This is a genomic window from Thalassospira sp. B30-1 (assembly GCF_015767575.1).
In the GTDB taxonomy this organism is placed as follows: Bacteria; Pseudomonadota; Alphaproteobacteria; order Rhodospirillales; family Thalassospiraceae; genus Thalassospira; species Thalassospira xiamenensis.
This window is the reverse complement of record NZ_CP065232.1, coordinates 2,170,468-2,183,372: the sequence shown is the minus strand read 5'-3', so window position 1 is coordinate 2,183,372 and position 12,905 is coordinate 2,170,468. Positions and strand designations below refer to the sequence as shown.

Genomic DNA, 12,905 nt, shown 5'->3' with positions numbered 1-12,905 from the left:
CAGTTGCAAAGCTATGTGCTAAAAGGCGCTCCAAATTACTGTTTGGCGCATTTACCAAGGGCTCGCATATGACAGCCAAGACCATTGCCATCGCTGCCGATCACGGTGGTGTTGAACTTAAATCCCAAATCATCAAGTCGCTTGCCGGAAATGGCTGGGAGGTTCTCGACCTTGGAACCGACGGTTCTACGTCAGTTGATTACCCGGATTATGCGAAAGCCGTTGCCAAATCGATTATCGATGGCAAGGCTGAACGCGGTATTCTTGTATGCGGTTCCGGGATCGGTATGAGCATCGCTGCCAACCGATATCCTCAAATTCGTGCTGCCTTAGTACATGATCGCCTGTCAGCCGAACTATGCCGTCAGCACAACAACGCCAATGTTCTGTGCCTCGGCGCACGCCTTTTGGGTGATGCGACGGCGCTTGATTGCGTTAACGCGTTTATGATGACTGAATTCGAAGGCGGTCGTCACGAACGGCGTGTTGAAAAACTTTCTTCACTTACCGACTGATTTTCGCCACCTGGCAATAACCCGGTACGGGTTTCGAACTTTGCTGCGTTCGGCCCCGCCACATTGTATCGAGAGGCCCCATAATGTCATTCAAAGGCTTTTTCTCTACCAGCTTGTCAGAAGCAGATCCGGCACTGTTCAAATCGATCACCGATGAACTGGATCGCCAGCAGAACCAGATCGAAATGATTGCTTCGGAAAACATTGTTTCCAAGGCTGTGATCGAGGCACAGGGAACGGTTCTGACCAACAAATACGCCGAAGGCTATCCTTCGCGCCGGTATTATGGTGGCTGCGAGTTTGTCGACGTTGCAGAAGAACTTGCGATCAATCGTGCAAAAGAACTGTTTGGGTGTGAATTTGTCAACGTGCAGCCGCATTCTGGCGCGCAGGCAAATGGTGCGGTCATGCTTGCCCTTTGCAAGCCGGGGGATACCATCCTTGGCATGTCGCTGGACGCTGGCGGGCATCTTACCCACGGAGCACGCCCGGCACTTTCTGGCAAATGGTTTAATGCCATCCAGTATGGTGTGCGTGAAGACGATCTGACGCTTGATTACGATCAGGTCGAAGCTCTTGCTGTGGAACACAAGCCGACACTGATCATTGCAGGTGGTTCAGCCATTCCGCGCCAGATCGATTTCAAACGCTTCCGTGAAATCGCCGACAAGGTCGGTGCGTTGTTGATGGTTGATATGGCGCATTTCGCCGGTCTTGTCGCCGGTGGCGTTCATCCGAGCCCGCTTCCTTACGCCGATGTCGTGACAACCACGACGCATAAAACCCTTCGCGGTCCGCGTGGCGGTATGATCCTGTCGAACAATGTTGAAATCGGCAAAAAGATCAATTCGGCAGTCTTCCCTGGCTTGCAGGGCGGCCCATTGATGCATGTTATCGCTGCCAAGGCGGTTGCCTTTGGCGAAGCATTGCGCCCCGAATTCAAGGAATATGCGCAGCAGGTTGTCGATAACGCCAAGGCATTGGCCGAAGTTCTGGTCAAGCGTGGTTTCGATATCGTGACCGGAGGCACCGATACGCATCTGATGCTGGTTGACCTGCGTCCAAAAGGCCTCAAAGGCAACAATGCAGAAGTTGCGCTTGAGCGTGCAGGAATCACCTGCAACAAAAACGGCATTCCGTTCGATACCGAGAAACCGACCATCACGTCCGGCGTTCGTTTGGGGACACCGGCAGGCACCACGCGTGGTTTTGGTGTTGAGGAGTTCAGGCAGATCGGGGAACTGATTGGCGATGTGCTTGATGCTCTTGTTGATAATCCTGATGGCAATGCCCAGGTCGAAACGGCAGTTCGCACCAAGGTCGAAGACCTTTGCAAACGCTTCCCGATTTATGCCTGATTATATCGGGAGAGAGTAAAAACAATGCGTTGTCCGTTCTGCGGCCATACAGACACCCAGGTCAAGGACTCCCGTCCGACCGAGGAACATCACGCTATTCGCAGACGCCGGTTTTGTCCGGCCTGCGGGTCGCGATTCACGACATTTGAACGTGTTCAGCTGCGTGAATTGATGGTGGTGAAAAAGGACGGGCAACGCGAATTGTTTGATCGTGACAAACTGGCGCGATCAATCTTTCTTGCCTGCCGGAAGCGCCCGATTGAGGACGAACGTGTCGAAAAGGCGTTAAACGGCATTCAACGACGCCTTGAAAGCAGTGGTGAAAGCGACATTTCCACCGACACAATCGGTGAAATGGTCATGGGAGCTTTGATCGCTCTCGATCAGGTTGCTTATGTCCGTTATGCTTCGGTGTATAAAAATTTCCGAGAAGCCCGCGACTTTGAGCAGTTCGTGGAAAACATGCATGATGGGGAAGAAGAGGCGGACACAGAGTAATGACAGCCACCGCGTTTTCAGATGACGACCGGCATTTCATGCGGGTTGCGCTAAGCCTGTCAAAACGTGGTCTGGGAAATGTCTGGCCCAACCCGTCAGTTGGGTGTGTTCTGGTTTCTTCTGAAGGGGCAATCGTCGGTCGTGGTTTTACCAAGCCGGGCGGTCGCCCACATGCAGAACGTGTCGCACTTGACGAGGCAGGCGATAAAGCACGCAACTCTACTGCCTATGTAACGCTCGAACCCTGTAGTCATTTTGGTAAATCGCCGCCTTGTGCGTTGGGACTGATCGAATCCGGTGTAAAGCGTGTCGTCAGCGCCCTCGAAGACCCTGATCGTCGTGTTTCAGGAAAAGGGTACAAAATGTTGCGTGATGCGGGCATCACGGTTGAAACAGGGCTTTATGGCGACGAAGCCCATCGCATCAATGCCGGGTTCCTATCGCGCATTGTTTCCGGTCGGCCGATCATTACATTAAAACTGGCATCCACCATCGATGCCAGATCCGCGACGCGCTCTGGTCAGAGCCAGTGGATAACGGGGGATATTGCGCGTGAGTATGGTCACCTGTTGAGAGCCAATCACGATGCGATCCTTGTTGGTGCCAAGACTGTCATTGTTGATAACCCCACTCTCACATGCCGTATCCCCGGACGAGAAGCCCAATCACCTGTTCGTGTTGTCCTTGATCGCAATGGCGATGTACCTGTATTGGCGGAATTGGTCCGTGGTGCCCAAAAAGTTCCTACCTGGATCATTACATCCCAAGACAAACTTGACGAAGTTTTTGAAAAATTTGGAAAAACCGGGGTCAAAGTACTTACTGCCGGGTGCGAGAATGATCATTTCGACCTAAATGACGTGATGAAACGTTTGGGCGAGCAGGGTCTGACGCGTGTTTTGGTTGAAAGTGGCGGCAATCTGGCTGCCGACTTGGTGCATCGAGATTTGATTGATAGGGTGGTTCATTTCATTGCACCATCCCTGATCGGGGCCGAAGGCAAGGCGATGATCGCTGAGCTCGGGCTTTATCACCTTTCAGACATGCCACGTTTTCAGCGCACATCTATTCGTCCAGTTGGTAAAGATATTGCGATAACTTACGAAAAAATAACGGAATAGATAAATGTTCACTGGCATCATTACGGATATAGGATTTGTTCGGAAAATCGAAAAACGCGGCGACACCCGTTTCGAATTCTCGACCGCTTTTGATACCTCTAAAATCGCTCTTGGGGCGTCGATTGCCTGTAATGGTGCGTGCATGACCGTTATCGAAACTGGTTCGGACTGGTTTGCCATCGAGGCATCTGCCGAAAGTCTTGATAAGACGACTTTGGGCGATCTTGACGTCGGATCGCGCATAAACCTGGAACAGGCCACACGGATCGGGGACGAGTTGGGCGGGCATATCGTATCCGGTCATGTGGACGGTGTTGCGACGCTGATAAAACGCATTCCCGAAGGTGATTCCCTTCGTTTGACATTCGAGGTTCCTGAAGCTTTTGCGAAATACATTGCGTCAAAAGGCTCGGTAACGCTTGAAGGTGTTTCATTGACTGTCAATGAGGTTGACGGAAACACTTTTGGTATCAATATGATACCCCATACCCAGACTCACACGACGCTGGGATCGAAACAACCAGGTGACCGGATCAATTTCGAGATTGATATGCTGGCGCGTTATGTCGCGCGCATGCTGGGTAAGGATTGAACGACCATGCCGCATCGTTATCTGTCACCAATTGAAGATGTTATTGAAGAAGCCCGAAATGGCCGGATGTTTATTCTTGTCGATGACGAGGACCGGGAAAACGAGGGTGATCTGGTTATTCCCGCCCAAATGGCAACACCGGATGCCGTAAACTTTATGGCAACTCATGGCCGTGGGCTTATTTGTCTGACGCTGGAATCCGAACGTTGCGATCATCTTGGGCTGCCGTTGATGAGCGCGCGAAATGGTACGCGGCATGAAACGGCGTTTACAGTTTCGATCGAAGCGGCAACAGGTGTGACAACCGGTATTTCCGCCCCGGACAGGGCGCGAACAATTTCCGTGGCGATTGATACAAAATCAACTTCCGACGATATAGTGACCCCGGGGCATGTCTTTCCTTTGCGCGCGCGTCCAGGTGGCGTTCTTGTGAGGGCGGGGCACACCGAAGCATCGGTTGATATTTCGCGCCTTGCGGGCCTCAATCCATCTGGCGTTATTTGCGAGATCATGAGCGAAAGCGGCGAAATGGCGCGTTTGCCGGAACTTGTTGAGTTCGCCAAAAAGCATAATCTCAAAATCGCCCAGATTGCCGATTTGATCCGCTATCGCCGGAAGCATGAAAGAGTTGTTCAGCGTAAGGCGACAACAAAAATCAATTCGGTGCATGGCGGCGAGTTTGAGCTCAATCTGTATGTCAACAATGTCACATATGCCGAACATATTGCTTTGGTGAAGGGCGACATTTCTGATGCAAAGCCGGTTCTGACGCGTGTCCACGCATTAAATGTGCTTGAAGATGTGCTTGGCGACCGGCAAGGAGCGCATGGCGGCGAGTTGCAGGCCGCAATGCGGCAGATTGGCGAGGAGGGGCGTGGCGTTATTGTTCTCATCCGTGAACCGCGCCCCAATACGCTTTCATCGTCTATTGCAAAGCTTATCGAGGTCAATGGTGGGGACGGAGATGCTCTGCGTCACGAAATCGCAAAATCTGCTGACGACTCTGATTTGCGTGACTATGGTGTTGGCGCACAGATCCTGCTTGATCTTGGCGTTCGCGATATGATTTTGCTTTCAAATACCAAAAGACACATCGTAGGACTTGACGGGTTCGGTCTAAATCTGGTTGATCAGCGTCCGCTTGTTGTCTCGGAGGAATAAACATGAGTAACGGTCCGCACATTCTGATCGTTGATGCGCCTTATTACACCCATATCGTCGAAGATCTGGTCAAAGGGGCTGCGTCGACGCTCGAAGCTGGCGGTGCAACCTGGGACCGGATTTCTGTTTCAGGTGCCTTCGAGGTTCCTATAGCAATCCGCTACGCTGTTCAGTCCATGGCTGATCTTGCGACTGGTCCGCGCTATGATGGCTACTTGGCACTTGGCTGCGTTATTCGCGGTGAAACCACGCATTACGAGCATATCTGTGAAGAAGCAAATCGCGCATTGATGCAGCTTTGCCTTGATTACCGTCTGGCGATCGGCAATGGCATCCTGACCGTTGAAAATGAAGCCCAGGCACTTGCACGCGCCAAGGCAGATCAGAAGAATAAAGGTGGCGAGGCCGCCCGTGCTGTTCTTCGTATGATTGAAGTTCAAAACCATTTTGGAATACATCACAAGTAATGACTGATAAACCCAAGGCATCAGCCGCCCAACGACGCAGTGCTGCGCGTTTTGCCGCCATTCAGGCGCTTTACCAGGCAGAGCTTTCCCAGCTTTCGGCAGGTGACGTCGTGCGCGAATATTCGGATTTCCGCCTTGATGGCGAAGGTATTCGCGACCTTGATGAGCCCAATGACAATCTGATTGATCCGGATCGCGGATTTTTTGCCGACCTGGTTCAGGGGGTTACTGCGCGCACGGTCGATCTTGACGGGCTGATCGACTCAGCTCTGGAAAAGGGTTGGACAACCAAACGTCTTGAAACTGTTTTGCGCTGTATTCTGCGTGCAGGAACCTATGAGTTGATGATGCGCGAAGATGTACCGATGCGCGTTGTCATCACTGAATATGTGGATGCTGCCCATTCGTTCTTTGACGAAACCGAGCCGAAGCTTGTAAACGCTGTCCTTGACCGGATCGGCAAAACGCTTCGTGCGGGTGAAGCCGGTAAGAATTGATATGGTCGCGCGATCAGGAGAATTCGATCTGATCGCACGTCATTTTGCGCCAATCGCGCAAAAGTCAAAAGCCGCATTGTCCCTGCTGGACGATGCGGCTCTTTTGTCACCACCTGATGGGCACGAAATTGTTGTTACGGTCGATGCACTTGTGGCCGATGTACATTTTCGCAGTCAGGATGATCCGGCCGACATCGCGCGCAAGGTTATGCGTGTCAATCTGTCTGACCTTGCAGCTATGGGGGCTTATCCTTTGGGGGTGCTGCTAACGGCTGGTTATAATCGCGACCTTTCCGAAGACTGGATCGCTTCCTTTGCGAACGGTTTGGGGCAGGATTGCGCTACCTATGATACACCGCTTCTGGGGGGCGATACTGTTGGAACACCAGGTCCCACATTTTTCAGCCTGACGGCGTTCGGTGCCGTGCCAATTGGGCGCGCCATACGCCGGGATGCGGCCAAACCGGGTGATTTGATTGCGGTTACCGGTACATTGGGCGATGGCGCACTCGGCTTAAAGGTCTTACAGGGCGACCTTATAGGGCTGGACGTCGCCGATAGTGCCTATCTTTCGTCGCGATACCTGTTACCGCAACCACGCCTGACGATTGGCAGAAAATGCGCTGATGCTTATGGCCGCTATGCTGCGATGGATATTTCGGACGGATTGGCCGGGGATTGTCGCAAGATTTGTTTGGCGTCTGGTGTCGGCATGGTTTTTGACAAGGATCTTATTCCATTATCAAAGGCAGCGATGAATGCGGTAAATACCGATCCCGCCCTATGGGCGTCTGTGCTGGGGGGCGGGGATGATTACGAACTTCTGATTTGCGCCGATCAAGCAGATATCAAAACGTTGGGTAACGATGTCACGGTCATTGGCAAGGTGACGGACCAGCCCGGACAGGTCGACCTCATCGGAGCCGACAAAAAAATAGTCGAACTCGCCAATGACGGGTTCGACCATTTCAAAGCCTGAAAACGAATTTGGAATTTATTTGGTTTCGCTGAAGCGACCAAGATTGCCAAACAGCTGCTGCAGAACTGTAATTTCCTTGCCTGCGGTTGGCGTGATCCGATCCGTCGGAATGACCGGTTTACCGTCTTCAAGGTCATATTCGCTTAGGATATCGACCCGGTTTGCCGCATCAAAACTGACGAGAATGACCTTTTGCTCAACGACATCCGGTGCCAGAAACGCAATTGTTTCGGTTCTGCGCGAAATATAAAGCCAGACATTTTCGTCAAAGGCGGCAACGCTTGATGGCGATCCCAAAAGATCGGTCACATCACCCTTTGTGGATTGCCCGACGATGATTTGTTCGAGAACTTCGGGTTCAGGAGCATTACCGCGCGTTGCGATACGCGGGCTGCAGGCAGCAACAAATGCCACTGCCAATCCGGCCAGCATCATAAGGGAAAGGCGTGTTGTTCTTGTATGCATGGAACTCACCAAAGCGATCAGCCAGTTAAAGTCATTAAGGAATTGCCTTGAGTTTCAGCGCTGGGCGCATGATATTGCCGGGCAATGTTGGGGCGATGCCGCCCCGGGAAATTTACGGCATTCTGCGTGCCATGGCTGGAATGTCAACGAAGGAGTGTTACTGTTGTTCGGCTGGTTGAAGAAAAAAGACCGCAAACAAAGTGCTGCCTTTGCGCTTTACACTGGAATGGTGGGGCAGTCGCGCAAGCCTGAATTCTATACACGCCTTGGCGTCGCAGATACCATGGAAGGGCGATTTGACCTGATTCTGGTGCATGCCTTTGTTCTGTTTCGGCGTCTGAAAAAAGACAATGAAAGTCGTGAACTGGCGCAGGAAATCTTTGACGTGATGTTTTCCGATCTTGACCAGAATATGCGTGAGATGGGAATTGGTGATGTCGGAATCCTTAAGCGCATCCGGAAAATGTCGGAGTCCTATCACGGTCGCATTGTCGCCTACGAAGAGGGTGTTCAATCCGGTGCCATAGAACTTGCCGCCGCACTCAACCGCAATCTTTATGCCGACAACGAGGCTAGTGATGCGCAATTGATGGCCATGGTCGGTTATATCAATGATGCCCTTGCACACCTTGACCGTCAGAAAACCGAAGAATTACACAACGGCGTTATCCATTTTCCGGCTGTGCCGGAAGTCGCCGTTGCACCAACCGAATAGAAAGAGGCCCCAATGCCTGAACAGATTACACCCGAATTTTCCCGCATCGTTAATACGGACGAACAGGTCGGGAAAAAAAGCAAGATCGAGATCGAAGCAAATGAAAAGGAGCGCGAGGCGCTTGCTGAACGCTTCGAACTGATTGCTATTAATAGTTTGAAAGCAACCCTGACGACTACGACGGCAGGCAATGGCGAAGTCACCCTTCGTGGTCCCATGCATGCCGATATTGTTCAGCGTTGTGTTGCGACACTCGAGCCGGTCCCCGAAACCATCGAAGACGAGGTGGAGGTTCTGTTTTCTCCGCACGTATCCGAAGATGACCTTCCTTCGAATCCCGATGATCTGGATGATCTTTCCGAAGAAGAGCTTATGGCGCTTCTGGATCAGCCAGAGCCATTGGTAGATGGCAAAATTGATGTTGGTGAAGTTGTCGCACAGTTTCTTGCTGTCGCCATGAACCCTTATCCGCGCAAGGACGGCGCGAAAGTTGCGGACGTGGTCAAATCGGAAGACGAAGAAGAGCGTCCCAACCCGTTTGCAAAACTCGCAGGTCTTAAGGACAAGCTAGAGAAGAAAAACTAAATTACCATTCTGGTTGCGTTTTTCGTCACGTAAAATGTCAGGAAAATGCCGGTAACGACCGGCATTTTACGCTTTTGACCGAAAAGACGAAGAGCAAGCCGGACACTGGTCGCTTTTGATTGCATATCGGCTTTACCTTGTATCTGGCTGAGAATTCCGGTAATTACGGGCTTTCCGGCATGCCGAAGACAAGTTTAGCCGATAGGCAAGCCTGCCGGTAAATTCCGGTTCAGATGTTTTAGAACAACCATAAGAGAATACATTGCCTGAACAGGTCTGCATATCACTTGACGCGATGGGAGGAGACCACGCGCCTGAGATGGTCGTGGCGGGTGCAGAAATTGCCCTGAAACGGTTGCCTCATCTTAAATTTTTGATGTTTGGGGATGAAGCGCGGCTCAAACCGCTGCTCGCCAAATATCCGGGGCTCGAAACCGTCAGTCAAATTCGTCATGCCTCTCAAGAAGTGACGATGGATGACAAACCGTCTGTTGCCTTGCGGCAGCGTCGGGATTCCAGCATGCGACTGGCCATCAATGCTGTTAAAGAGGGGGACGCACAAGGCGTCGTATCTGCCGGAAATACCGGTGCTCTGATGGCTATGGCCAAATTCGTCCTTAAAACCGTACGTGGTATCGACCGGCCTGCAATTGCGACCTATATGCCAACCCAGCGCGGCGAGACTGTCATGCTCGATCTTGGCGCCAACATTGAATGTGATGAGAACAACCTGGTGCAGTTCGCGCTTATGGGCGAGGTTTTCGCACGCATTCTGTTTGGTATTGAAAGGCCTTCTGTGGGCTTGCTCAATGTCGGGATTGAAGAACTAAAAGGCAATGAGTCGGTCAAGAAAGCCGCAGCGATACTTCGTGAAATCGACCTTCCGATCCGCTTCGAAGGATTTGTTGAAGGCGATGACCTTGCCAAGGGTACCGTGGACGTGATTGTGACCGACGGCTTTACCGGTAACGTTGCACTTAAAACCGCCGAAGGAACGGCGCGACTGCTGGTGCACTTTCTGCGTGAAACTTTCAAAAGTTCATTCTGGGCGAAGGTCGGCTATCTGTTGGCCCGTCGTTCATTGCAGCGTTTCCGGGAACGTATGGACCCGCGTCGTTACAATGGTGCGATGCTGCTGGGGCTGAACGGGATTGCCGTCAAAAGCCACGGTGGCACCGATGCGCTGGGGTTCTCGAATGCCATTGGCGTTTGTCACGACCTTATTGCGAACCGGCTGAACGAAACGATCAAGGGTGAACTTGCCGCCTTCGAAGAAGCGATTTCCAAAGCTCCGATCGATGAGGAAACCATCGCCCTCGCAGCTGGCCAGGTCGACTGATACTGTCCCAACTATTCCCACTAAAACTGGCGGTTCTTAAATCATGACTGTTCGTTCTCGCATTATTGGTTGCGGTTCTTATCTTCCTTCGAATGTTGTAACCAATGATGAACTGGCAAAGCGCGTCGATACATCTGATGAATGGATCGTTGCGCGGACGGGAATACGACAGCGTCATATCGCTGCCGAAGGGGAAACCACCAGTGATCTTGCGGTTGCTGCTGCAACACGTGCAATGGAACATGCCGGTGTAACTGCCGCGGACATTGACATGATTATCGTTGCGACCGCGACACCCGATAATACCTTTCCGGCAACGGCAACAAAGGTTCAGCATCGACTGGGCGTTGTCGGTTTTGCCTTCGACGTTCAGGCGGTTTGCTCGGGCTTCGTTTACGCCCTTACCACTGCAGACATGTATATCCGGAACGGTCAGGCAAAAACGGTTCTCGTGATCGGGGCAGAAACATTTTCGCGTATTCTGGATTGGGAAGACCGCCGGACATGCGTTTTGTTCGGGGACGGAGCAGGGGCGGTTGTTGTTCAGGCCGTTGAAGGCAAGGGCACCGTCGAGGATCAGGGTATTCTCGCAAGTCGATTGCATTCGGATGGTGGTAAATACGAACTGCTGTATGTCAATGGCGGTCCATCAACGACCCAGACTGTTGGTTTTCTTCAGATGGAAGGCAAGGAAGTTTTCCGCCACGCAGTGACCAACCTTGCAGGCGTTATTCGCGAAGTCCTTGCCGATACCGGGCTTGAAGCCGCGGATATTGATTGGCTCGTGCCACATCAGGCCAATCGTCGCATTCTTGACAGCACTGCCAGAAAGTTTGGCATTTCCGAAGACAAGGTGGTCATCACGGTTGATCGTCACGCGAACACGTCCGCGGCGTCGATTCCCCTGGCACTTGCCGAAGCCGTTCATGATGGCCGGATCAAGCGTGGTGATATTGTAATTCTGGAAGCGATGGGCGGCGGTTTCACTTGGGGCGCAGCACTGGTTCGCTGGTAAGCTCTGGATTCTGTGGGATATCTGACAAAAACAAAGCATTTGCTTAAAAAACACAACATTCTGCCGCAAAGCGATGTATCCTGTTGATATTGACTGATTTCGCCACCAGATATAGCCTTGTGTATAAAGTCCCGTTTTAAGGAGGCGGCCTGTTATGTCGGAAGCTACGATTACCCGCGCTGATCTTGCCGAAGCCGTTTATCAGGAAGTCGGTTTGTCGCGTAACGAGTCCGCCCAGTTGCTGGAAACGGTTCTCGACGAAATTTCATCTGCCTTGATCAAGGATGAAGTCGTAAAGATTTCCTCGTTTGGCAGTTTTTCCGTTCGCCAGAAGGGACAGCGCATTGGTCGCAATCCCAAGACAGGTGAAGAAGTGCCAATCCTGCCGCGCAAAGTGCTTGTGTTCCGGCCGTCGCAGGTGTTGAAAGCACGCATTAACGCTTAAGAACTGAACTCATGAAAAATAACTTGGGGGCTGAGGCGGAAAACCGCCGCACAGCAAAGTCTGACTCTGCGTTTCGTACAATTAGCGAAGCAGCAAAAGAGCTGGGGCTGCAGCAGCATGTCCTGCGTTTTTGGGAATCCAAGTTTCCTCAGATCAAACCAATGAAACGTGCTGGCGGGCGACGTTATTATCGTCCGGAAGATCTGGTGCTGCTGGCTGATATTCGTTCACTGCTCCATGATCAGGGCTACACCATTAAGGGTGTGCAAAAGTTGCTTGATCAGAACAAGGGGCAGTTGCCTTCGGAAGTCGCGGTGGCGTCGCTGGCTGAAACCGTCGATGGTCCATCGGATGAAGCATCAGATATGGCTTATTCGACAGGCACAGCAGGAACACCAGATAAGACTGTTCTTGCAAACCTGTTAGGTGAATTGGAAGAGCTTCAAGGTATCCTCAGGTCGGCACTGCAACAGTCGGAAAAAAATACGTAAAAACCATTTGCGTCTTTGGGCTTGCGCGGCTATTTATCGAGCCGCGTCAAACGACGCATTCTTTACGGTCGGAGCGTGGCGCAGCCTGGTAGCGCACCTGCATGGGGTGCAGGGGGTCGGAGGTTCGAATCCTCTCGCTCCGACCAATTTATTCTCCATCAAAATCTGATATACGATCATTGGTACTGGTGAGGCTACGGCATCAGTCGGGCAAGCATTTCCACGGTGTTATTTTCGTCAACACGGATCAGAATGATTTCGCCTGATCTCGGATAGATGCCGGTTAATGCGGTGATATTCACCTGATGGGTAATCAACAGGGCCTTGATTCCTTCAGGGAGTGCACCAAGTCGGTCAATGATTTGGTCTGTTTGAGTTTTCTTGGTACCGCTATCACGGAAAAACGAATTAAGTGCCAGTTCTTCTGTCACGGGGCCAAGGCCAAGCAAGCTGGCGGTTTCCAAACAGCGACACCACTGACTGCTGAGAATTACATCCAACTCAATGCCCGCTTCACGGACGCGTTCGCCGATGGCACGCGCCTGATTGCGACCGGTCTCGTCAAGATTCCGTTGGGTGCTGCAATCGCCAATGGTGAAGTTTTCCGGATCGCCAGTACCCGGCGCAATGGCATGACGCATTAGCGCATGCACACCTGGCCG

17 protein-coding genes and 1 tRNA gene are annotated in these 12,905 nt (G+C 52.0%); 16 read left to right on the top strand and 2 right to left on the bottom strand.

All coding sequences use genetic code 11. The features are described from left to right. The first annotated feature begins 68 nt into the window (after positions 1 to 68). From rpiB to thiL, 9 genes are all read left to right on the top strand, one after another. Positions 69 to 515: a ribose 5-phosphate isomerase B gene (gene rpiB / locus IT971_RS10640; RefSeq protein WP_007089528.1), complete on the top strand. Its 447-nt coding sequence runs from the start codon at positions 69 to 71 to the stop codon at positions 513 to 515. Between the two features lie 83 nt (positions 516 to 598). Beyond that, complete coding sequence (gene glyA / locus IT971_RS10635; protein WP_007089529.1) at positions 599 to 1,873, top strand: serine hydroxymethyltransferase; 1,275 nt, start codon at positions 599 to 601, stop codon at positions 1,871 to 1,873. A 24-nt stretch (positions 1,874 to 1,897) separates the two neighbouring features. After that, entirely contained in the window at positions 1,898 to 2,371 is a 474-nt protein-coding gene (gene nrdR / locus IT971_RS10630; RefSeq protein ID WP_007089530.1) for a transcriptional regulator NrdR, read from the top strand. After that, a complete protein-coding gene (ribD, locus tag IT971_RS10625) occupies positions 2,371 to 3,492 on the top strand; it encodes a bifunctional diaminohydroxyphosphoribosylaminopyrimidine deaminase/5-amino-6-(5-phosphoribosylamino)uracil reductase RibD (protein ID WP_063091960.1) in 1,122 nt (373 codons plus the stop codon). Before nrdR ends, ribD begins: the two co-directional genes overlap by 1 nt. 4 nt (positions 3,493 to 3,496) lie before the next feature. Continuing rightward, the gene (locus IT971_RS10620; RefSeq protein ID WP_063091961.1) at positions 3,497 to 4,084 is read left to right on the top strand and encodes a riboflavin synthase; all 588 of its coding nucleotides are present in this window, start codon (positions 3,497 to 3,499) and stop codon (positions 4,082 to 4,084) included. A gap of 6 nt (positions 4,085 to 4,090) precedes the next feature. Then, positions 4,091 to 5,245: a 3,4-dihydroxy-2-butanone-4-phosphate synthase gene (ribB, locus tag IT971_RS10615; protein ID WP_063091962.1), complete on the top strand. Its 1,155-nt coding sequence runs from the start codon at positions 4,091 to 4,093 to the stop codon at positions 5,243 to 5,245. Positions 5,246 to 5,247: 2 nt separating this feature from the next. Continuing rightward, positions 5,248 to 5,712: a 6,7-dimethyl-8-ribityllumazine synthase gene (gene ribH, locus IT971_RS10610; protein WP_063091963.1), complete on the top strand. Its 465-nt coding sequence runs from the start codon at positions 5,248 to 5,250 to the stop codon at positions 5,710 to 5,712. Continuing rightward, a complete protein-coding gene (gene nusB / locus IT971_RS10605; RefSeq protein WP_007089535.1) occupies positions 5,712 to 6,209 on the top strand; it encodes a transcription antitermination factor NusB in 498 nt (165 codons plus the stop codon). The genes ribH and nusB overlap by 1 nt, the downstream gene beginning before the upstream one ends. 1 nt (position 6,210) lies before the next feature. Beyond that, positions 6,211 to 7,188 (top strand): thiamine-phosphate kinase, encoded by a 978-nt coding sequence (gene thiL, locus IT971_RS10600; RefSeq protein ID WP_063091964.1) that lies wholly within the window; start codon positions 6,211 to 6,213, stop codon positions 7,186 to 7,188. Positions 7,189 to 7,203: 15 nt separating this feature from the next. On the opposite strand, the gene IT971_RS10595 is transcribed toward thiL, so the two are convergent. After that, a complete protein-coding gene (locus tag IT971_RS10595) occupies positions 7,204 to 7,653 on the bottom strand; it encodes an outer membrane protein assembly factor BamE (RefSeq protein WP_007089537.1) in 450 nt (149 codons plus the stop codon). Between the two features lie 163 nt (positions 7,654 to 7,816). On the opposite strand from IT971_RS10595, the gene IT971_RS10590 reads away from it, so the two are divergent. The 7 genes from IT971_RS10590 to IT971_RS10560 all read left to right on the top strand — a co-directional run bounded on the left by IT971_RS10590 (position 7,817) and on the right by IT971_RS10560 (position 12,389). Next, positions 7,817 to 8,368, top strand: coding sequence for a ubiquinol-cytochrome C chaperone family protein (locus tag IT971_RS10590; RefSeq protein ID WP_065702205.1), 552 nt, complete (start codon positions 7,817 to 7,819; stop codon positions 8,366 to 8,368). Between the two features lie 12 nt (positions 8,369 to 8,380). Then, positions 8,381 to 8,953, top strand: coding sequence for a DUF177 domain-containing protein (locus IT971_RS10585; RefSeq protein WP_063091966.1), 573 nt, complete (start codon positions 8,381 to 8,383; stop codon positions 8,951 to 8,953). Between the two features lie 262 nt (positions 8,954 to 9,215). Further along, positions 9,216 to 10,292 (top strand): phosphate acyltransferase PlsX, encoded by a 1,077-nt coding sequence (plsX, locus tag IT971_RS10580; RefSeq protein WP_037992611.1) that lies wholly within the window; start codon positions 9,216 to 9,218, stop codon positions 10,290 to 10,292. 43 nt (positions 10,293 to 10,335) lie between these two features. Beyond that, entirely contained in the window at positions 10,336 to 11,307 is a 972-nt protein-coding gene (locus IT971_RS10575; RefSeq protein WP_007089541.1) for a beta-ketoacyl-ACP synthase III, read from the top strand. A gap of 154 nt (positions 11,308 to 11,461) precedes the next feature. Beyond that, positions 11,462 to 11,752: an integration host factor subunit alpha gene (locus IT971_RS10570; RefSeq protein WP_007089542.1), complete on the top strand. Its 291-nt coding sequence runs from the start codon at positions 11,462 to 11,464 to the stop codon at positions 11,750 to 11,752. Between the two features lie 11 nt (positions 11,753 to 11,763). Then, positions 11,764 to 12,243: a MerR family transcriptional regulator gene (locus IT971_RS10565; protein WP_051682434.1), complete on the top strand. Its 480-nt coding sequence runs from the start codon at positions 11,764 to 11,766 to the stop codon at positions 12,241 to 12,243. A 69-nt stretch (positions 12,244 to 12,312) separates the two neighbouring features. Continuing rightward, positions 12,313 to 12,389: transfer RNA gene (locus tag IT971_RS10560), tRNA-Pro, on the top strand. 48 nt (positions 12,390 to 12,437) lie between these two features. Here IT971_RS10560 and IT971_RS10555 read toward each other — a convergent pair. Next, positions 12,438 to 12,884: a histidine phosphatase family protein gene (locus IT971_RS10555; protein ID WP_063091967.1), complete on the bottom strand. Its 447-nt coding sequence runs from the start codon at positions 12,882 to 12,884 to the stop codon at positions 12,438 to 12,440. Positions 12,885 to 12,905 lie beyond the last annotated feature (21 nt).